Source organism: Bailinhaonella thermotolerans, assembly GCF_003594875.1.
Lineage (GTDB): Bacteria > Actinomycetota > Actinomycetes > Streptosporangiales > Streptosporangiaceae > Bailinhaonella > Bailinhaonella thermotolerans.
The window spans coordinates 55,073-74,781 of sequence record NZ_QZEY01000017.1; the positions used below are offsets into that span (position 1 = coordinate 55,073).

The window sequence follows — 19,709 nt, forward strand, 5'->3', positions numbered from 1 at the left end:
TGCTATGGAATGGCCCAGATGCCGATGAACACGGTGCACGTTCGTGGTCACCGCGCCAGCGAGAAGGAAAACCTTGACCGCCGGCTCGACGCGCTCCAGGCCGCCGGCCGCGAACCGATCTTCTCCGACGAACCCTCCGGCAGGAACGCCGATCGGCCCGAGTTCGCCCGGGCGCTCGACGTGTGCCGTCAAGGCGACGTCCTGGTCGTGGCCGGGACCTACCGGATCCTGGCCCGGTCCCTGGCCGATCTGCTCACCATCGTCAACGACCTCGGGCGGAGAGGAGCCCGGTCACGTCGTCGGCGGAGCCGGCGCGGTGGGCGGAGCCGGCGCGGATGAGCTGGTGGCATCCGGTGGATGTCGCCGAGGTGATGGGCCGGGGACGGCGCCGACCGGTCCGCCCGGGCGGGACGGCCTCCTCCGCCGTGCCCAGGATCGCCCGAGTTCAGCCCGGGCGATCGGTGGTTGTCGTCGGGGCTGAGCGGAGGCTGCGGGCTACTTGGTGGTGGGCCTCGGGCTTGGCGTGGGGAAGTTCCTGCCGGGGCGCGGCGAGCAGGTCGGCGATCCCGCCGTGCGGCAACGTCCTGTTTCTCACGGCTCCTCTCCGAGGACTGGGGCCGGGGTGGTGACGGCGGTGGCGATGCAGTCCAGGACGCGGTCCAGGCCGTGGCGGAACTGGTCCTCGCGGCTCAGGCGGGGGCGACGGGCCTGCATCACGATCTTGGTGAAGATCGGGTAGTCCCCGCTCTCCACCACCTGCCGAATACGCGGGTAGCTCCGCGCGATGCGCTCGGGCTCGCTGAGCCCGCTGCGGCGGACTTCCTCGGTCGAGCTGATCTCCTCGCGGACGGCGCCCTCGACATAGCTGTTCAGCAGGGCGATGAGCTGGAGATTCTCGTCGATGGAGACGTGACCGTCCAAGACCCCCATCACGTGCTCGATCAAGCGCAACTGGTTGGGGCCGTAGCTGTGCAGCGACCGGTGCACGGTGGCGACCCATGGGTGGCGCAGCCACATGGCCCGCACTTCGTGGGCGTAGTGGGCCAGGTCCGCGCGCCAGTCGCCGGAGGGCAGGCCCGACACGTCGATCTCGCCCTGCAGCCGGTCGGCCACGAGTTCGACGAGGTCGTCGCGGCTGGGCACGTACCGGTAGAGCGACATCGCGCCCGCGCCGATCTCGGCGGCGACGCGCCGCATGGTGGCCGCCTCCAGCCCCTCGGCGTCGGCGATCCGGATCGCGGCCTCTGCGATCTGGGCTCGGCTGTAGGTCGGCTTCGGCCCGCGCGCGGGCCGCTCGGGCCGCATCCAGATGTTCACGTACTCGGCGTCGGTCACCGGGCTCCACCTCCCTAGTTGCGTACATAGTACCCAGTAACCTAATCTGACCGCGAAACCGCGTACAGCGTACCCAGTGGAGGGATCGTGACTGATCCGATCGTGGTCGCCGAGGGGCTGCGCAAGTCCTTCGGCGACACTCATGCGCTGCAGGGACTCGACCTGAGTGTTCCCCAGGGAACGGTCTGCGGCGTCCTGGGGCCGAACGGCGCCGGGAAGACGACCGCGGTGCGCATCCTGGCCACCCTGTCCGTGCCCGACACCGGGCACGCGCGCATCGCCGGGTACGACGTCGTCCGCGAGGCCGGCCAGGTGCGCGCGAACATCGGGCTCGCGGGCCAGTACGCCGCCGTGGACGAGAAGCTCAGCGGCCGCGCCAACCTGCGCATGTTCGGCCGGCTCTACCACCTGCCGAGGCGCCAGGCGTACCGGCGGGCCGACGAGCTGCTGGAGCGCTTCGGCCTGATGGACGCCGCGGACCGGCCGGTTCTCGGCTACTCCGGCGGCATGCGGCGCCGGCTCGACCTGATCACCTGCCTCATCCTGCGCCCCCAGGTGCTCTTCCTGGACGAGCCCACCACCGGACTGGACCCGCGCAGCCGCGGCGAGATCTGGGACAGCGTCCGCGAGCTGGTGGCCGACGGCACCACCGTGCTGCTCACCACGCAGTACCTGGACGAGGCCGACCAGCTGGCCGACGACATCGCGGTCATCGACCACGGGCGGGTGATCGCCACCGGCACGCCCGACGAGCTGAAGGCCGTGATCGGCGACCGCCTCGACGTCACCCTCGAAGACCCGGCCGCGCTGCCCGCCGCGATGGGCGTCCTGAACGCCCTCACCGGCGCCGACCCCGCCGCGACCGGCGCCGGCCGACTCAGCGTCGCCCTGCCCGGCGGCCGTCTGCGGCTCGCCGACGTCGTGCGCGAGCTCGACCACGCCGGAGTGGCCGCCGCCGACGTGACCCTGCGCCGCCCCACCCTCGACGAGGTGTTCCTGCGCCTCACCGACCGCAAGGAGACCGTCCGATGACCACCCACACCCCACCCCTGGGCCGCCTGCGCTGGACGGTCGCCGACGGCCTGACCCTGGTCGGCCGCGAGCTGGGCCGGTTACGGCAGGAGCCCGGGCAGGTCGTCGCCGCGCTCATCTTCCCGATCGTCATGGTGGTGCTGTTCGGGTACGTCTTCGGCAGCGCCATCCAGGTGCCGGGCGGCGGCGACTACCGCGAGTACCTCATGCCCGGGCTGTTCGCGATGGTGACCTTCACCGCCATGCAGGGGGTCATGGGGCGGATGGCCGCCGACGCCTCCCACGGGGTGATGGACCGTTTCCGCTCCATGCCGATGGCGCGGCTGGCGGTGCCATTCGGGCAGACCGGCGCCGACTCCGTGATCGGCGTGCCGCTGCTGGCCGCCATGGTGGCCACGGGCCTGCTGGTGGGCTGGCGGCCGCACCTCGGCCCGCTCGCCACCGCCGAGGCATTCGCGCTGATCGCGCTGCTGCGCTACGCGCTCGGCTGGGTGGGCGCCTACCTGGGGCTGGCGGTGAAGGACGAGCAGACCGCCACCCAGCTCGCGCCGCTGTTCCTGCCGATCACGATGCTGTCCAACGCGTTCGTCCCGACCGAGGGCATGCCCGCCTGGCTGCGCCTGATCGCCGAATGGAACCCGATCAGCGCGCTCACCGCCGCCACCCGCCGGCTGTTCGGCAATGCGGGCGCCCCGGCCGAGGGCACGGCCTGGCCGCTCGCGCATCCGAGCGCCGCCGTCCTGCTCTGGTCGGCCGTCCTGCTGGCCGTGTTCGTCCCGCTGTCGCTGCGCGCCTACGCGCGCCGAGGACGCTGACCGCCCGGACGCCGCGCCCCGCCCGTTCCCCCGATCCGTTCACCTGCGAACGGCTCCCTTTCGAAAGGCACGTACGTGACGCACGACATCTACCAAGAGGTACAGCGGGCCCTGGACCGCGCCGTGGCCGAGGACGGCGTTCCCGGCATCGTCGCCGAGATTCACGACGCCGGCGAGACCTGGTTGGGCACCGCGGGAGTGGCCGACCTCGCGAGCGGCCGACGGCGCCGGCCCGGGGAGTACCTGCACATCGGCAGCTCCGGCAAGGCCTTCACCGCCGCCACCGTGCTGGCCCTGGCGGCCGAGGGCAGGCTGAGCCTCGATGACCCGGTCAGCGCGTGGCTGCCCGGAGTCATGGAGGCGGGCGGCTACGACGGCGACAAGATCACCGTCCGGCATCTGCTCAACCACACCGGCGGCCTGTTCCTCACCGGCCTGGCGCCGGAACTGCTGATGAGCATGATCAGCTGGCCGCCTCCCGTCTGGACCCCCTCCGAGCTCATCCGGCTCGCGGTGTCCCAGCCGCCGGTCGCCGGGCCGGGCGAGCGCTTCGTCTACTCCAACGGCGGCTACTACCTGGCCGGCGCGATCATCGAGAAGGTCACCGGCGACTCCTACGCCGCCGCAGTCGAGCGCGCGGTCATCCGCCCGCTCGGCCTTGCCCAGACCTACGTACGGCCGGCCGACGCCACCGGCTATCCCGGCCCGCATCCCACGGGCTACGTCACCACCGCCCTCAAGGACGGCGTCGACCCGGCGGCGCTCACCGCGGAGAACTGGGCGTCGATGATCGACTACGAAAGGCCGCCCACCGACGTCACCGCGCTCAACACCTCCTGGGGCTGGGCCGCCGGCGGCGTCGTCTCCACCACCGAAGACCTGGCCCGTTTCCTGAAGGCGATCGCGACCGGCACCCTGCTGCCCCCGCCCCAGCACCACGAGATGTGGACCATGGTCGACGCCGACGGCGCCGGGTGGCTGCCGCACGCCCGGTACGGCCTCGGCGTGATCGAGTTCGACAGCGCGGCCCTGGACGGCCTCACCGTGCGCGGCGTCAGCGGCACCCTCCCCGGCTCCTTCACCCTCGCGCTCACCACCGACGACGGCCACCGAAGCGTCGTCATCCACGCCAACATCGAACCCAAGACCCTGAACGTCGCCACCGACATCATCAAGGCGGTATATGGCGTATCCCTCGCCTGACCGCCCCGCCCGAACCCGGGCCGCGCCGGAGACGCCACCCCGGCGCGGCCCGCACCTCACCCCCAGGAGGATGCCGAGTCCGGGGCCAGCCCGACGAGGTAGGTGGACCGCTCCAGCAGCTCTGGGGTGAGGCGGACGCCGGTGAGGTGCTCGGCGAGCGCGAACGTCGCCCCCTGGCACAGGGTGACGCCGCAGACGTCCCCATCCAGGTCCTCGTCGAGCTCGTCCTCCAGGTCCTCGTCGTCCTCGTCGTCGGGCTCGGTGAGGTCGAAGCCCACCTGCCGCATGACGCCTGCGAGAGCGTCGGGGTCGCTGCCCCAGCGCTGGTAGGCGAGCAGGGGGTCGAACTCCAGCCGCAGGTCGCCGTCGTCGGCCCAGAAGAAGCGGCCCGCGAGCTCGACGTTGCGGGAATGCGAGACGACCCGTCCGCCCGCGGACAGGGCCGTGATGACCTCGCTCGAGGCGCCCAGGCCGCTCGTGTGCTCGACCAGCAGCGCCCACCCCTCGACGGTGAGGGCGCCGACGAGCGCGCCGTCCCAGTACCCGCCGGACCGCGGCCCCGACATGGCGGTCTCCAGCAGCGTGCCGAGCCGCGCCGGGCCGAACCCCTCGGTCGTGGCCCGGAGCCGCGCGAGGAGCGTCTCCGCGGTCATGCCCTGGACGAGCGTGAGGCAGTACCCCTGGGACAGGGCGTTGAAGTGCTCGTCGAACCAGGTGTAGTCGTGCGCGGTCGCGATCACCCGGTCATGGTGCCAGGAACCTCCGACAACGATCACCACCCCTCCCGGCCCGCCTGGCCGGGGCCGCGCTCGCCCGCCGTGTGACCCGTCGTACGGCGGGCGGGGGCCGTGCGGCGATCGGGGGCCGTGCGGCGATCGGGGAAGACGATCGCCTCGCTGATCCGGTGGGGTGTGACCCGCCGTACGGCGGGCGGGGCCGTGCGGCGGGTCACGGACGGGCCGGTGGTCAGTACGGGGGCTGGAGGAACCGGCCGAGCGCCGGGTCGTAGAGGCGGTCGCCGGCCAGGACCGTGCCGTCCGGCGTGGTGGGCCGGAACGCGCCGCCGAGCCAGCCGTAGCGCCGGGCGTGGGAGGCCACGCCGAACTCGTCGTAGCCGACCACCGTGGCGAGGCCGTCGCCGAGGTTGAGGTCGGTGCCCACATGCCCGTCGAGGGTGAGCAACTGGAGACGGGCCGGACCGGTCGCGCCGGTGAGCGCCGCCAGTTCGCCGCCGATCCCGGCGACGGTGCGGACGATCGCGCCGTTCGCGGCGGTCCAGGAGGGGCGGTCGCCGTCCGAGCCGTAGTGGTGGATCGTGGCGGCGCCCGTTTCGGTGGTCTCCTCCCGGACGCGGCCGGCCGGGTCGCGCTTCCAGGTCAGGGTGCGCCCGCCGACGGCCTGCCGGGACGGCAGGCCGTCGGCCGAGTAGGCGAAGGTGCGCCCGCCGGGCAGCGCCGTGACGCGGCCCGCGGCGTCGTGGTCGTAGCCGTCGCCGGTGAGCCGGCCGTCGGCGGCGTGGGCGTACGTGGTGATCGTCGCGGCGGAGTCGTCGGCCGCCGGGCAGTCCTCCTGCGACGACTGCACCGCCAGCCGGGTCCGGTTACCCGTCCCGTCGTGGTCGTAGCGGCGCAGGGTGCACACCGGGAACGCGATCTCCAGCGCCGAGACGAGCTGCCCGGCCCTGTCATAGGCGAGCTGCCGCTCGGCCATGGTGTCGGTGCGCAGGCGCAGCACCTCCTGCCCGTGGACGCTCCGGCCGATCTGGTCGATCATCACCGGGCCCTCCAGGCCGTCCCGGGTGTAGACGCGGGCGTAGGCCTGGCCCCGCTCGTCGTAGCCGGTCTGCAGGCGCAGGCCGCCCGGCAGGCCGCCTTCGGTCTGGCGCCCCTCGGCGTCGTAGCGCGCGGTGAACGTGCCCGCCACCGAGTCGGTCACCGAGGTGGGCAGGCCGCGCGGCTCGACGCGGGCGTCGTAGGCGTAGGTCCTGGTGGAGGGGGCGGAGTCGGTGACCTTGACCGGGCGGTCGAGGTCGTCGTACTCGGTGCGGGTCAGGCCGCCGTCGGCGTCGGTGTGGGCGATCACCCGGCCGAGCCTGTCGTAGGCCGTGACGACCTTCTCCTCGCCGCGCCGGCGCTGGGTGAGCCGGCCGGTCGCGGCGTCGTACCCGAGGCCGATCTCGGCCTCCCCGCCGGCCTTGGTGGCGGTGAGGCGGCCGGCGGCGTCGCGCGTGAGGGTGGTGACGGTGCCGCCCTCGGTCACGGTGGCGGCCAGGCCGGTGGCGTCGTAGGTGTAGGTGCGGCCGCCGTCCTGGCACACCAGGCCCGCCCAGTCGGGCCGCCCGCCGCACGGCGCGCCGCCGGTCGCGGTGTAGCGCACGGGAGCCGCGGCCTTGGTGGTGACCGCCGTGCCGCCGGGGTCGCGGACCGTCGTGACCTGCTGTCCGGTGGCCCAGTCGTAGGCGATGGCCGTGGTGCGGACGTCCGCGTCCGGCAGGGACTCGCGCCCGACGATCACCGCGCCGGTCGTGGCGGTGGTGGGCAGGTCGCGGGCCGCCGCGCCGGCCGGGCGGCCCTCGTCGTAGGTGTAGACCGTGCGGGACCTGGCGCCGATGGCGTACCCGGCGGGCAGGTCGTCCACGTCGGACTCCAGGTTGACGATGTGGACCGGGCTCAGCTCCTCCAGCTTGCGCCGCCCGGACGCGTCGAAGACGGACCGGGTGGACAGCAGCTCGGCGCGCTCGGCGGCGTCGTAGCCGGTGATGGCGAGTTCGGCGAGCCGGAAGTCGGTGGTGTCGCGCTGGGACAGCTCCCGGTTCGCGGCGGTGAGCGTCCGTACGGCGTGCCCGGACCGGTCGTAGTCGGTGGCGGACAGGTGCCCGCCGGGCGTCAGGACGTTGACCGCCCTGCCCGAGGCGTCCAGGTACGTCACCGTGGGGGCGAGTCCCGGCGGCTGCACCGACGTCGCGGTCGCGGGCGTCGAGGTCTGGCCCCAGGACGCCACCCGCGTGGCGGTCATGTCGGCCGGGCCGCCCGCCGCCTTGGTCAGCGGCACCCCGTAGGCGACGGTGGTCTTCGCCTCCCCGGCGACCTGGTCGGCGGTGCCGGGCTTGAGCGTGGCGCGGGTGACCGTGCGCAGCCGGCCGTCGCTCTCGTAGGCGAAGGTCCACGGCAGTTCGCCGGGCGGGGTGAGCGTGGTGACGCGGCCGGCGGAGTCGTACCCGTAGACGGTCTTCAGGGCGGGGCCGAGGCGCGGGTCCCACGCCTCGGTGAGCCGTCCCGCGCCGTCGTAGGCGTACTCAGTGATCACCGTGCCCTTGAGGGAGACGGTGGTGAGGCGTCCCGCGCCGTCGTAGCCGAGGTCCAGGGTGCGCCCCGACGTGGTGATCGAGGCCGGCCGGCCCTGGTCGTAGGCGTGGCCCTCGGGGACGTACAGGTCGCCCTGCCTGGTGAAGGCGGTGACCTCGCCGCGGGAGTCGGTGAGCGTGTAGGCGCCGGTGAGGGTGAGGTGCTCGGCGCCGGGCTCGGGCTTCCAGCCGTCCGCGGTCTTGGTGAACTGCACCGGCGAGCCGTCGGAGCGGGTGAGCTCGACCGAGGTGGGCGAGGTCTCCTTGAGCGTGGGCAGCGGGAGCGACCAGCCGGGGTGGCGGGAGGAGGCGGTGCGGGTGAGGGTGAGGCCGAAGGGTCGGCCGGCCGTGGTCTGGAGGCGGTAGTCGCCGGTCAGCAGGTTGAGCACGCCGGGGCCGACCTCGCGCGTCGCCGCCCGGGTGGCGCGGCGGTCGACCACGACCCGCACCGGGTCCGACTCGGCGGGCGGGGCGGACGTGCCGGAGACCACCGCCCGCACCTGGACTGCGGCGTCGCCCAGGTGCGCCGCGGCGTCCCAGGTCAGCCCCGAGGCCCTGCCGGACGCGGCGGCTACCGGCCAGGCGGTCAGCGGGGCGCCGTCCGCGCCCGTCACGTACGCCACGGGCAGGTCCGCCCAGGCGTCGGCGTCGGAGCGCCGGAACTGGAACCGGGCCTGCGTGAACCCCGTGCCCGTCACCGCCAGCGGCACCCGGCCGGTGGCGCGCAGACCGTCGGACGGGGCGGTGAGCGCGGCCACCGAGGTCCCCGAGCCCACGTTGAAGACGTGGGACGTCGTCGGGGAGGTGTTGCCCGCCTTGTCGATGGTGTACGCGCGGAGCGTGTGCGCGCCGGTCGTGGCCGGCGTCACCGTGACGCTGACCGCCGCCCCGGTGGTGGCCAGCTTCGTGGTCGCGCCGCCGTCCAGCTGGTAGGCGATCCACGCGGCGTCGCCGCTCGCCGGGGTCAGGGTGAACGTGCCCGCCCGGCCGGCGTCGCCGTGCCAGCCGCCGTCGGCGGGGTAGTCCGCGGAGGCGATCTTGGGCGCGGCCGGCTTGACCGTGTCCACGGTGAACGACCAGGTCTGGTACGCCTTGGAGGTCAGGGAGCCGTCGTTGGACCAGGACCTGACCGTGTAGGTCCTGCCGTTGACCAGCTTGCCGGCGGGCACGTTGCCGGTGGAGGAGAAGCCGCCGCCGGCCACGTAGGCGCCGTACAGGTTGTCGATGACCAGCGTGCCGCCGTCGTAGACGTCGAACAGGCCGCGCACGGTGCCGCCGTCGGGGTCGCCGACGTGGTTGCGCAGTTGCGGGGTGGTGGTGTTGGTCCACTTCTTGCCGGCGTGGTCGGTGTGCGGCGAGACCCAGGTGGAGACCGGCGTGGTCGGGTAGGAGTTGTAGGTCACCGAGATGTGGGGCAGGTTGGCCGCGGCGTCGCCGGAGTTGAACCGCTTCCAGCCGTACTTGTCGGTCTCGTCCTTGGCCCTGATGCCCATGCCCGACCTGGTCCATCCCTTGTCGGCCCAGTGCTGCGCCAGCGAGGTGACGTTGGCCTTGACCCAGCCATCGTCACAGCCCGCGTCCCCGTTGCCCTTGGTCTCGGTCGAGGTGGCGTGGATGGTGGCGATGTCGGGGCCGGGCCAGCGGGAGGCCGTGGTGGCCTGGTTGGCGGCGCCGACCTGCCAGGAGCGGGCCAGGCAGGACCACGAGTGCCGGTTCCACAGGTTCAGCGTCGCCGAGATGATCTTCTTGCCCGCGAGGCCGGCGGTGTTCCAGGTGATGAACGACCGCGCCACCTGCCCCGCCCCGTTGTTGCCGATCTTCAGCTCGTCGGCGGCGGACTGGTCGGTGCCGTACCCCTGCTGCACGAACGTGTCGAACGTGCCCCGCACGGTCAGCGGCGGGTCCACGGTGACCGGGTAGCGGGTCGCGGGATCGTTCAGGAACGCCGGGTCGGGCGTGAACACCAGCTCATCGCCCCGCAGCCGGACGGCGACCGGCGCCCGGCGGGTGTGCTCGCCGGAGCCGGGCGCGACGGTGGCGTCCCACATCACCGGGGCCGGCAGGGTCATCGCGACCTTGCCCGCGGCGTCGGCCAGCTCGATCCCGCCGCCGGCGGCGGCGCGCGGCTTCAGCCCCGCCGACCTGAGCCGCAGCGTGTACTCCAGCGGCGCGGACGGGCGCTGCCTGACCAGCAGGAACTGCTCGGCGCCCGTCCGGGTGGCCTCGACGATCAGGTCGGCGCCCGGCAGCACGCCGGGGTAGGTCGCCTTCTCGCGCTCCAGGCGCGGGGCCGGCAGCGCGCCCTTCCACTGCAACGTGACCCGCTGGGCGCCCTCGCCCACCGTGATCAGGTCGGTGTGGCCGCCGGCCGCGCGCGACCGGGAGGCGCCGCCCAGCCGCAGCCGGCCGTGGTGCCCCCTGGGGACCACCTGGCCGTCGGGGGCGGTGGTGAGGGTGATGTCGACCGGCTTCCAGGCGCCGTTCTCGCGGTAACGGATCGGCCCGGCGAAGGCGTCGACGGTGAGCGTGCCGTCGGGGTTGGCGTAGGTGGTGGTGGTCTCGGTGCGGGCCGCCGCCACCTCCACGCGCGTGCCGGTCAGGCGGGCCGACAGCCGCGCGGACGCCTCGTCCGGCGCGCTCGGCGCGGCCGCGGCCTGGGCGGGGCCGCTGGGATCCGCGGTGGCGGGCGCGGGGACCGGCGCGGTGGCCGCCGGGGTGGCCGCCGGGGTGGCCGGCGGGGTGGCCGGCGGGGTGGTCCCCGCGGTGACTCGCGCGGTGGCGGCGGCCGGAGGAGCGGCGAGGGGGAGGAGCAGCAGGGCGAGGCCGGCGGCGAGGACCCGCGGCGGGGAGGCAGGCATGGAGGGCTCCGGGAGATGGGCAGGCAGGGCGACGCCCCCGCCGGGCCGCGGCGGGGGCGTCGAGTGACGCGGGGGTTACTTGCTCTGGCAGCTCTTCTTGCGGACCTCGCCCCAGACGATCGGCCCCGGGTACTGGATCCGCAGCGCGAAGCACTGCTTCTTGTTGGCGGCTTCGCGGATCTTGTAGATGTACTGGGCGATGCCCGCCGCGAACATCACCTTGCAGGCCAGCTTGATCCTGCTGTTCTTGGCCTTGTCACAGGCGGCGTCGGCCACCTTGACCGCGCCGGCCGCCCCGGCGTACAGCCAGGAGCCGTAGATCTGGTTCGTGAGCTTCTTGGAGAAGATCACCCGGCACATGGCCTTCCACCACTCGCACTGCAGCTTGAGCGCCGGGTCGGCGACCACGGGGTAGGCGGCGCCCGCGTGGTTGACGGTCTGGATGAGCGTCATGCCCTCCACCCGGTACGAGGTCGGCACCGGGTTGCCGTTGGCGTCCTTGGCCCAGGGCAGGTCGATCTCGGCGAGGTAGAAGTCGTTGTTGTAGATCAGGACCGTGCCGTCGTCCTCCTCGACCTCCAGCATGCTGCCCTCGGGCGCGGAGATCGGGAAGCGGTACTCCGTGGGCGCCGAGGCGTCGTGGATGACGGTCAGCGCCCGGGCGATCTGACCGGTGCGCTGGTGGGCGAAGGAGACGCTGGGCTGCCGGGCGGCGTAGGTGACCAGGCCGGGCAGCGCCTGGTTGCCGGCGCCGGCGGCGTCCGGCACCCCGATGCCGACCTCGTTCTCGCTGACCGACACCGAGAGCGTGTGCCCGGGGTCGGTCGCGGCGGCGAAGGGCCGCTGGACGTCGCCCTCGGGGATCACGGTCGGCGGGACGGCCTTGGCCTCCTCGACGATCTGGGGGACGACCTTCGTGAGGGCGGCCAGGGTGGGATCGTCGCTGTGCGCGGAGGCCGGGACGGCGGCCAGGTTCGCGCTGACGACGGCCACGGCCGTCGCCATCGCGACGAGGAACGCCCGAGCGGAGATGCGCATGGATGTCCTTCCACGTGCGGTGGGGGAATGCACAAACGCCGCAAACGTAAGGATCTTCGGCGGCCACCCGGGTGATCTTGGATTGATGATCAGTAAACGTTTGCCGTCGTACCGATGCCCGCACGGGCCACGCGCCGGCCCAGCCCAGGGCGTCCAGCCGGGACTGGAGTTCCTGGGTGAGGGAGGAGCAGCGGGCGTAGCCGATGCGGCTGCCGGCCGCGGGCCGGTCGGCGCCACGGGGGATTGTGGTACGTTCTTGATCGTAAGGTGCAGCGCTTCTTGGTGAGCGTGTCGGGACATCCGGCCAGCACGACAGCCTCAGTAAGGCTGTCTGGTCTCTCAGCGGAGAGCGTGCTTCGCCATGTCCAAAAACTTCTCCCCGCGCGCATGGGCAGTCTTCTTGCTCGTGGTCGCAGCCGATGTGCTCGACCTGCTCAGCACCACGGTGACCAACGTGGCCGCCCCCACCATCGTGAGGGAACTCGGCGCCTCATCGTCCCTGGTCCCCTGGCTCGGCGCGAGCTACACGCTCGCGATGGGCTCCCTGATGATTGTCGGCGGCCGGCTGGGAGACCGGTTCGGTTGCCGTCGGCTGTTCCTCATCGGGCTGGCCGGATTCACCCTGTGCTCACTCACCGCCGCCACGGCCACCACGTCGTTCGTCCTCGTGGCTTCCCGGGCCGGCCAGGGCGTGTTCGGCGGCCTGCTGATCCCGCAGGGATTCATTCTGCTGATGCGGGTGATCCCCCGTGAGTCGATGGGCACGGTGTCCGGCCTGTTCGGCCCCCTGATCGCGGTGTCTTCGATCAGCGGGCCCGTGGTCGCCGGACTGTTGATCGAGGCCGATCCGTTCGGCCTGTCCTGGCGATCGGTGTTCCTCCTCAACGTCCTGTTCGGCGTCCTGATACTCGCGGTGGGCCGGAAGGCGATCCCTCGCTTCGGCGGTGACGCCTCGGTCCGTGTCCGCCCTGGTGCGGCCTTGACCCTGATGGCGGGCCTCGGACTGCTCCTCGCCGGACTGGTCGATGGCGGCGCGAGCGAGTGGACGAACCGCGCCGTCACCGCGACCACGGCCGGCGCCGTCGTGCTGGCCGCGTTCGGATGGCAGCAGGCGCGCACCCGGCGCCCCCTGCTGGAACGATCACTGTTCACCAACCGCGGCTTCGTGGCCGGTCTGGTCTTCGGCGCGCTGTTCTTCGGCACCGTCACCGGCACCATGTACGTGACGACGCTCTACCTGCAGCAGCGCCTTGGCCTGAGCCCGTTCCACGCCGCCCTGGTCACCGCACCGGTATCCGTCGGGATCATCGCCGCCTCCTTCACGGCCAGAAGCCGCATCGTCTCCCACGGCCGCGGTGTGGTCTCGATCGGCGTGCTGCTGTTCGCCTCGGGCATCATCGGCATGACCGTCGTGATCGGCGCAGAGCGCCCTCCGGTACCGCTGATCTCCGTTCCCCTGTTCGTGGCCGGGCTCGGCATGGGCTGTTGCTTTGGCGCGGTCTTCGCGGTCGCGCTCGGCGATGTGAACCCCGCCCAGGCCGGCAGCGCCAGCGGAGTCCTCAACGCGGTGCAGCAGATCGTCAACGCGGCCGGCTCCGCCGTCGTGTCGACCGTCTACCTGGCCACCGCCACGCCGAGCGGTCCCTCCAGCGGCGTTCTGCCGTGCCTCCTGCTCACCTTGGCCATCACCGCCGCCTGCGCGATGAGCATCCCGCTTCTTCCCCGCCGCGGAGCCCGCGTCCACTGAGCCTTGCACGGCGCTGAACGGCCAACGCCGGGCCGAGGGCCATTCCCCGTGCCTCCCTCTGCCGATCCGAGCCCATCCATACCATCCCAAGGAGTATTTCCATGATTCTCATCACCGGAGGCCGCGGCGCGGTCGCCACCCATCTGCTCACCCTGCTGCGGCGGGCCGGTCACCCCGTGCGCGTCGCCTCCAGCAACCCCGGCGAACTCCACGTCCCCGAGGGCGTCGCAGCCGTCACCTGCAACCTCAGGAACCCGGCCACCTTCCCGGCCGCTCTCCGCGGGGTCAGCGAGGTCTTCTTGTACGCCGAGGCGTCGCACATCGCCGAGTTCATCGACGCCGCCGCTACAGCGGGCGTCGAGCACGTGGTCCTGCTGTCTTCCGCCGGCGTCCTGGAACCGCACGCGGCCGACGACCCGCTGGCCAAATCCCACCTCGACGTCGAGACCGCCCTGCTGAGCTCGCCGCTCACCAGCACGTTCCTGCGCCCCGGCTCCTTCGCCGCCAACGCGGGCGCCTGGGCCTGGCCGATCAAGGCCGGCCGCCCGGTGAGCCTGCCCTACCCGGGCTCCTACACCGACCCCATCCACGAACGGGACATCGCCGAGGCCGCCTTCACCGTGCTCACCGACCCACGTCACCAAGGGAGGCACCTCCACCTGACCGGCCCGCAAACCCTGACCTTCAGCGAACAGATCGACCAGCTCTCCGCGACCATCGGCCGGCCGATCACCGTCAACCACGTCACCCGCGAGGAATGGAAGCGGGAAATGGCCCATTACATCCCTGGGCCCTACGCGGACGCCCTGCTCGACTACTGGCACGCCTACGACGGCCGCCCCGTGCCTGTCACCGATACCGTCGAACGGGTCACCGGCCACCCTGCCCGCACGTTCGCCACCTGGGCCCGGGACCACGCCGGCGACTTCGCCGAGTAGACCTCCAGCAGCACGCCTCGGCCGGCGAGCCGATCATCGACCGCGGGCGGCGTCACCCCAGCCGGCAGGTACTTGCGAGAGATGCACAGTGGCCTGCCCTGGCGGGGCGCCGGCCGCGCCGGTCACGCTCCCGCCCCGCGGTTCCAGGATGTGGGCGAGGAGGTCGAGGCCGGGTGGGGGTTGAGTGAGCGTCGCGCTTGTTTGGTACTCCCGCGGTCAGGGGGCTCACGGATCGAGCAGGACGGGCAGCGGCCCCTTTCCGCCGTAGTCCGGCCGCCCCCTAGAAAGCGCCGCCGGAGACGTCGTCGCGCTGCCCGGCTCGCCCCGGTGGACGCGTGGCCGACGGGCCGGTCGCTGGCGGCCCCGGCCGGTGCCGTGACGGTGAGGGCCGCTATGAGGAATCCACATCACTCACGAACCAAGGCCCCCACGCGGGGCCGGCGGCGGGCCGGCGCCTCACGGCAGCCGCCCACGCCCGTCATCGGCACCTTCCGCCCGCACCCGCGCGGCGCCGGCGTCGTGGAGTTCGCCGACACCGGCGCCCGCGGCTACGTGCTGCCGGGTGCGCCCAACCTCCTGGACGGCGACACCGTGCTCGCCGAGATCAGCCCCGATCGCGGGGACCGGATCCCGGGCGGCCGCATCACCCTGGTACGGCGGAGCACCCGCATGCTGGCCGGGCAGGCCGAGGAGCAGGACGGCCGGCTCGTCCTGCGGGTGGATCCGCACCTGGGGCACGGCGTGTGGCCGCTGCTCGGCCCGGCGTCCCCGGGCGACAGCGTGATCGCCGAGCTGACCGAGGACGACGCCGCCGCGCGCGTCCTGCGCGCCTGGCCCGACCCGGCCGAGCCCGAGGCGCTGCGCGCCCGCGTCCTGGTCCGCAACCGCATCCCCGCCTCCCCTCCGCGGCTGCCGCCCGAACCGGCCCGCCCGCCGTACGGCGGCGCGGCGCCCGCATCCGGGCCGCCGCAGGGCCGCCGCGACCTGCGGCACCTGACCGTCTTCACGATCGACGCCGACCACTCGCGCGACCTGGACGACGCCCTGTCGGTGGCTCCGGCCGCCGAGGACGGCGCCATCCGGGTCCTGGTGCACATCGCCGACGTCACGGCGCACGTCCCCGCCGGATCCGTGCTCGACGAGCAGGCCCGGGACGTCGCCACCAGCGTCTACCTGCCCGGGTGGACGCGGCCGATGCTGCCGGCGGAGCTGAGCGAGGACCGGCTGTCGCTGCTGCCCGGTCAGGACCGGGACGTGCTGACGGTGGAGATGCGCGTCGACCAGACCGGGGACATCACCGCGACCGACATCTACCCGGCGGTGATCCGCTCGCGGCGCCGCCTCAACTACGGGGTGGCCGCGCGGATCCTCACCGAGGCCGACCCGGAGGCGGCCGACCCCGAGATCGTGGAGGCGCTGCGGTGGCTGCGCACCGCCGGGGCGCGGCTCGGGCTGCGCCGCTCCCGCAGGGGCGGGCTGGAGGCCTGGCGGATCGACCATGACGCCGACGGTGGCAGGTCCCGGCACGAGGCGTCCCACCTGCTGATCGAGCGGCTGATGGTGGCCACCAACGAGGCGGTGGCCGCCTGGCTGATCGCCCGCGGCATGCCGGGGGTGTTCCGCACCCACCCCGCCCCGGGACCGGAGGCCACCGCCGAACTGGAGGCGTTCTGCCGCGCCGCCGGATATCTGCCGGCGTTCGGTGGCCAGATCACCCCGCTGGGCCTGGCCGGCCTGGCCGCGCAACTGGACGCCAGCCCCGGCGACAAGGCCGCGGCGGGCATCTGGGACGTGCTGCTGTCACGCCTGGGCCGCGCCCGCTACCGGCCGGCGCCCGAGCCGCACTTCGGCCTCGCCTCGCAGGCCTACCTGCACTTCACCTCCCCGCTGCGGCGCTACGCCGACATGGCGGTGCATCGCATCGTGCACGCCTTCCTGGCCGGCGAACGCGACCCGGCCCGCTTTCCCTCGGGCACAGAGCTGGAGGCCCTATGCCATCACCTGACCGGAGCCTCCGCCCGCGCCGCGGCGGCCGAGGCGCAGATGCGCCGCGCGCTCAAGCTCGTGGAGCTGGGCGCGGCCGGGGACGGGACGTTCAGCGGCCGCGTCAGCAAGGTCAGCGGCAACGGCCTGCTCGTCCGGCTGGACGGCCACGGCCTGACCGGGCTCATCTCCTCGCGGGACGCGGCCCGGCACGGCGTGCGGCACAGCCTGGGCCAGCGGATCTGGGTCCGGGTCAAGAACGCCGATCCGATGGCGGGCGAGCTGGACCTGCTGCCCGCCCCCGACCCCGGCGGCGTCCGCCCGCCCGGCACGGGCGACACCGGGCCGCGGCACAGCGGAAGCTGATCCGGCGGCCCCCTTCAGCCCCAGGCGCGCGCCTGGGGCTTTCGCCCGCACGGACGTCCCCTGGGACGGACGCGGCCTCGCGCGGCGGGCCACGGCCTGCCGATCGGCGGCCCGTGCTCACGGTAGCCGCCATGAGCAAACCTCGTCTGCTGGCGGGCGCCGCGGCCACGCTCCTGGCCGCCGGATGCCTCGCCGATCCCGCCCCGGCCGCCCGCCGGGCCGGCCCGCCCCCCGGCCCTCCCCGCATTCAGGTGCTGGGCGCCGATGGTCGGGCCCTGACCCCGGGCGCCGTCATCGAACCCGGGACGTCCCTGACGGTGCGGACCACGCGCGGCACCCTCCTGCGGGTCCTGGTCGCCGACCACACCACCGGAGGGGCCGCCAGCCGGGTCCCCCGCGCGAGCACGACGCCGGTGACCCGGCTCGTCCCCGGGCACCGGTACACGATCACCGCGACCGCGCTGGCCCCCGCCGGTGACGCGGTCACCGGCGCGCTCCCGCTGTCGGTGGCAGCCGCCCGGCGGGTCCTGAAGTTCGCCATCACGCCGCGGCAGGGCGCCACCGTCGCGCCGGGCACCCCGATCCAGGTGCGCTTCTCCCATCCGGTGCGAGAGCGCGCCGCTGTCGAGGCGGGCATGAGCGTCATCTCCAGCTGGCCCCTGCCCGGCGGGCGCTGGCACTGGCCCTCCCCCACCCGTGCCGTCTACCGCTACGACCCGGCCGGGGAACCCCGCAACAAGATCGCGGTCACTGTCGACCTGGCCGGGATCCGCGCCGGGGACGGCCTGTTCGGCGTGTCCGCTGAGCGTGTCCAGTTCACGTCCGCGGCGAGGTGAGCGGGCCGGCCGCGTGTGGGGCCCGGGACCAATCCCGGGCCCCACGCTCCGCGCCGGCCCGGGTACGGCGGAGCGCGCGGGGCGGGTCAGAGCTTGGCGGTGGCCAGCCCGGCCACCGCCGAGCGCTCGCAGCGGGTCAACCGGATCTGTGGCGCGGTGCAGGGTGGCGACGAAACCGGGCGACAGGCCGTCCACGGTGTGCCAGCCGGGTGGGGCGGCGCTGGTGGCCGGCCGCCGGTCGCGGGTGGCCAGGCCGAGGGCGTCCGCCGTGATCCGCATGCCCACATCGCAGGTGATCAGTTCCACGTCGCGGCCGGTGCGGGCCAGCGCCAGGGCGGTGCCGAGGACGCGGTGGCCGGGCAGGTCGGCGGACAGGCCGTACCGGGCCCAGGAGGTGGCGTGCCGGGCGGGGGGTTCCAGCCGCAGGACGCCGCCGCCGGGGAGGGCGAACCCCTGCCTGGCGGGGCGGCGGCCCGGCTGTTCGGCTCGGTAGTGGTCGATGGCGCGCAGCACGCTGCGGGCGCGGGCGCCCAGGGCGTCCTCGCGGTGCTTGTGCGTGCGGTCCAGCTCGTCGATCACCGTCAGCGGGATGACCACCTCGGCGTCGCCCATGCGCGTGAACGCGTGCGGGTCGGCGAGCAGGGCGCTGGTGTCCAGGACGAGGCAGCGCCGGGCGGGATGGGGAGCGCCGCGATGATCGGCGGCCACAGGGCCTGGGGTGCGCTGATCGGGGGCGCGGTCATCGGGGTCGGCGTCGAGCGTCACCGAGGCGATCGGGGCGATCGGGGCCATCGGGGCGATCGGGGCAGAGGCTGCGGCCACGTGGGCGACTCCTGTGCGGACGAGGCGCACCCGCGGGTGCGCGTGCGGGCGCCTCCCCCACGGCCGGCACCGTCCGCCGCCGTTCCCGTGCGCCAACAGGTGCACGCGGCGGCGGCGCGCCCACGGTCGGCGGCTGACGCAGTCCAAATCAAGTGGAGGCGAGGCACGTGTTCTACTGGACCGACGACGACGTGGAGTACGAGGTCAACGGCCCGGCGGGCCAGGTGCCGCCCGCGGCGGAGCAGTTCGTCCTGGGCGACCTGACCGCCATCATCGGGCGTCTCCTCCCGGAGTACCCCTTCCCGGTGCCCGTCATCAAGGACGAGGTGCCGTGGCCGGAGCTGCGGTTGGACAAGCAGGGCCAGCCAATGCTGGCGGTGGACCTCACGATGCCGATCGACACGGCGGAGCTGGAGTGGGCACTGCTGCCCCTCCAGGGCCGCGCCGCCAAGATCGCGCGGCGAGACACGCCGCTGACCCCCGGCCCCTGCCAGTGAGGTGAGACGGGCCCGCAAGCGGCTCAACACAGACCCCCGCATGATCGTGGTGATCGTGCGGGGGTTCTCCGTTCAGTGGGCGGTCGTGACGAGGCCGCGAGTCAGGAAGGTGGGAGGGGTGGCACAGCAGACCGCGTAGGCGATGGGCATGTTCAGTGCTCGGCGGAGGTCTGCTCCGGGGTTGTCTTGTACATCACCCCGTTGGCGCCTCTCTCGTAGACGCGGGCGGCGTTCTTGGAGATCTTCTGTTCCATCTGCTCGGCGAGGTCGATGTTCAAGATGCCGGCGAGCCCGAGGACGTACAGGGCCACGTCGGCCAGTTCCTCGGCTGCGTCGCCCTCGCTCGTGCGCCAGGCGGTGAAGAACTCGGCGATCTCGCCTTGGAGAAGACAGACCTCCAAGGGTACGTCGGTGACGTTGAAGCCCTTGGCGTGTTTGTTCTCCATGACGAGCTTTTGAGCCGTGCGAACGTCCACGGGTCAGGAGCGTAGCGAGGCCGCGGGGACGGCGTGGGAGGACGCGGGGCTTTGACGTGGGGTCCTGGTCATGGCCGGCCGGAAATTCCCGCCAGGCCATCGGCAGCGTGATCGCGTACGAGCACGGCGGATGCATCGGTCTCGAGTTGCGCGTGCCAGCGGGTAGTGACATCGGGCGCACGCTGTCGGGCTCCGGGATGAAGCAGGCGGTGGATCGCGCCTCGTGCATGCTGGGGCCGGGCTCCGGGGGCGGTGGGCTGCACCGCAATGACCGGGGGTGAAGCTGGCCGGGCTGACCCGCGCCGGGATGATGGCCAATGCGTTCCGGATTGACCAGATGGAGAAGGACCACCCGCAGGCCATGGGGGCGGCGGGGCGAGCGAAGCGGTTCCGCCAGGCCGCCGAGGAACCGGCGGACAC

15 protein-coding genes and 1 pseudogene are annotated in these 19,709 nt (G+C 73.4%); 9 read left to right on the plus strand and 7 right to left on the minus strand.

Translation table 11 applies throughout. The features are described from left to right. Nucleotides 1-9: 9 nt before the first annotated feature. Entirely contained in the window at nt 10-339 is a 330-nt protein-coding gene (locus tag D5H75_RS31250; protein WP_119930170.1) for a recombinase family protein, read from the plus strand. A 252-nt stretch (nt 340-591) separates the two neighbouring features. Here D5H75_RS31250 and D5H75_RS31255 read toward each other — a convergent pair whose 3' ends face one another. Beyond that, nucleotides 592-1,335 carry a TetR/AcrR family transcriptional regulator gene (locus D5H75_RS31255; protein ID WP_119930171.1) on the minus strand — a complete coding sequence of 248 codons (744 nt, stop codon included), beginning with the start codon at nt 1,333-1,335 and terminating at the stop codon, nt 592-594. Nucleotides 1,336-1,422: 87 nt separating this feature from the next. Between D5H75_RS31255 and D5H75_RS31260 the strand changes: the two genes are divergently transcribed. The 3 genes from D5H75_RS31260 (at nt 1,423) to D5H75_RS31270 (ending at nt 4,385) form a co-directional block, all read left to right on the plus strand. Then, nucleotides 1,423-2,367, plus strand: coding sequence for an ATP-binding cassette domain-containing protein (locus D5H75_RS31260; RefSeq protein WP_119930172.1), 945 nt, complete (start codon nt 1,423-1,425; stop codon nt 2,365-2,367). Further along, complete coding sequence (locus D5H75_RS31265; protein WP_119930173.1) at nt 2,364-3,182, plus strand: ABC transporter permease; 819 nt, start codon at nt 2,364-2,366, stop codon at nt 3,180-3,182. The genes D5H75_RS31260 and D5H75_RS31265 overlap by 4 nt, the downstream gene beginning before the upstream one ends. Before the next feature lie 75 nt (nt 3,183-3,257). Continuing rightward, complete coding sequence (locus D5H75_RS31270) at nt 3,258-4,385, plus strand: serine hydrolase domain-containing protein (protein ID WP_119930174.1); 1,128 nt, start codon at nt 3,258-3,260, stop codon at nt 4,383-4,385. 56 nt (nt 4,386-4,441) lie between these two features. Here the strand turns inward: D5H75_RS31270 and D5H75_RS31275 are convergent, their stop codons facing one another. The 4 genes from D5H75_RS31275 to D5H75_RS31285 all read right to left on the minus strand — a co-directional run bounded on the left by D5H75_RS31275 (nt 4,442) and on the right by D5H75_RS31285 (nt 11,624). After that, nucleotides 4,442-5,161 (minus strand): DUF6461 domain-containing protein, encoded by a 720-nt coding sequence (locus D5H75_RS31275; RefSeq protein WP_147425323.1) that lies wholly within the window; start codon nt 5,159-5,161, stop codon nt 4,442-4,444. After that, complete coding sequence (locus D5H75_RS40980) at nt 5,158-5,337, minus strand: hypothetical protein (protein ID WP_147425324.1); 180 nt, start codon at nt 5,335-5,337, stop codon at nt 5,158-5,160. The genes D5H75_RS31275 and D5H75_RS40980 overlap by 4 nt, the downstream gene beginning before the upstream one ends. Nucleotides 5,338-5,351: 14 nt before the next feature. Continuing rightward, entirely contained in the window at nt 5,352-10,586 is a 5,235-nt protein-coding gene (locus D5H75_RS31280) for a DNRLRE domain-containing protein (protein ID WP_119930176.1), read from the minus strand. A 75-nt stretch (nt 10,587-10,661) separates the two neighbouring features. Continuing rightward, nucleotides 10,662-11,624 carry a hypothetical protein gene (locus D5H75_RS31285; RefSeq protein ID WP_119930177.1) on the minus strand — a complete coding sequence of 321 codons (963 nt, stop codon included), beginning with the start codon at nt 11,622-11,624 and terminating at the stop codon, nt 10,662-10,664. A 361-nt stretch (nt 11,625-11,985) separates the two neighbouring features. Here D5H75_RS31285 and D5H75_RS31290 point away from each other — a divergent pair, with 361 nt between their 5' ends. The 4 genes from D5H75_RS31290 to D5H75_RS42095 all read left to right on the plus strand — a co-directional run bounded on the left by D5H75_RS31290 (nt 11,986) and on the right by D5H75_RS42095 (nt 17,494). Beyond that, nucleotides 11,986-13,371, plus strand: a complete 1,386-nt coding sequence (locus tag D5H75_RS31290) for an MFS transporter (RefSeq protein ID WP_119930178.1) — start codon at nt 11,986-11,988, stop codon at nt 13,369-13,371. 101 nt (nt 13,372-13,472) lie between these two features. After that, nucleotides 13,473-14,309: an SDR family oxidoreductase gene (locus D5H75_RS31295; RefSeq protein WP_119930179.1), complete on the plus strand. Its 837-nt coding sequence runs from the start codon at nt 13,473-13,475 to the stop codon at nt 14,307-14,309. Between the two features lie 393 nt (nt 14,310-14,702). Continuing rightward, the gene (locus tag D5H75_RS31300; protein WP_202638684.1) at nt 14,703-16,658 is read left to right on the plus strand and encodes an RNB domain-containing ribonuclease; all 1,956 of its coding nucleotides are present in this window, start codon (nt 14,703-14,705) and stop codon (nt 16,656-16,658) included. Between the two features lie 131 nt (nt 16,659-16,789). Further along, nucleotides 16,790-17,494 (plus strand): Ig-like domain-containing protein, encoded by a 705-nt coding sequence (locus D5H75_RS42095; RefSeq protein ID WP_202638685.1) that lies wholly within the window; start codon nt 16,790-16,792, stop codon nt 17,492-17,494. A gap of 249 nt (nt 17,495-17,743) precedes the next feature. Here the strand turns inward: D5H75_RS42095 and D5H75_RS44670 are convergent. Next, nucleotides 17,744-18,286 (minus strand): annotated as a pseudogene (locus D5H75_RS44670) (PIN domain-containing protein); the annotation flags it as partial. A 197-nt stretch (nt 18,287-18,483) separates the two neighbouring features. Here D5H75_RS44670 and D5H75_RS31310 point away from each other — a divergent pair. Further along, nucleotides 18,484-18,813, plus strand: a complete 330-nt coding sequence (locus D5H75_RS31310) for a hypothetical protein (RefSeq protein WP_119930182.1) — start codon at nt 18,484-18,486, stop codon at nt 18,811-18,813. 152 nt (nt 18,814-18,965) lie between these two features. Here D5H75_RS31310 and D5H75_RS31315 read toward each other — a convergent pair whose 3' ends face one another. Beyond that, entirely contained in the window at nt 18,966-19,259 is a 294-nt protein-coding gene (locus D5H75_RS31315; RefSeq protein WP_202638686.1) for a nucleoside triphosphate pyrophosphohydrolase family protein, read from the minus strand. Nucleotides 19,260-19,709: the final 450 nt, after the last annotated feature.

What these genes read in the sequence shown, in the direction of transcription:
- D5H75_RS31250 (WP_119930170.1), top strand. Translation starts at nt 10, where the DNA reads ATGGCCCAGATGCCGATGAACACGGTGCACGTTCGTGGTCACCGCGCC.
- D5H75_RS31265 (WP_119930173.1), top strand. Translation starts at nt 2,364, where the DNA reads ATGACCACCCACACCCCACCCCTGGGCCGCCTGCGCTGGACGGTCGCC.
- D5H75_RS31280 (WP_119930176.1), bottom strand. Translation starts at nt 10,586, where the DNA reads ATGCCTGCCTCCCCGCCGCGGGTCCTCGCCGCCGGCCTCGCCCTGCTG.
- D5H75_RS31285 (WP_119930177.1), bottom strand. Translation starts at nt 11,624, where the DNA reads ATGCGCATCTCCGCTCGGGCGTTCCTCGTCGCGATGGCGACGGCCGTG.
- D5H75_RS31290 (WP_119930178.1), top strand. Translation starts at nt 11,986, where the DNA reads ATGTCCAAAAACTTCTCCCCGCGCGCATGGGCAGTCTTCTTGCTCGTG.
- D5H75_RS31295 (WP_119930179.1), top strand. Translation starts at nt 13,473, where the DNA reads ATGATTCTCATCACCGGAGGCCGCGGCGCGGTCGCCACCCATCTGCTC.
- D5H75_RS31300 (WP_202638684.1), top strand. Translation starts at nt 14,703, where the DNA reads ATGAGGAATCCACATCACTCACGAACCAAGGCCCCCACGCGGGGCCGG.
- D5H75_RS42095 (WP_202638685.1), top strand. Translation starts at nt 16,790, where the DNA reads ATGAGCAAACCTCGTCTGCTGGCGGGCGCCGCGGCCACGCTCCTGGCC.
- D5H75_RS31315 (WP_202638686.1), bottom strand. Translation starts at nt 19,259, where the DNA reads ATGGAGAACAAACACGCCAAGGGCTTCAACGTCACCGACGTACCCTTG.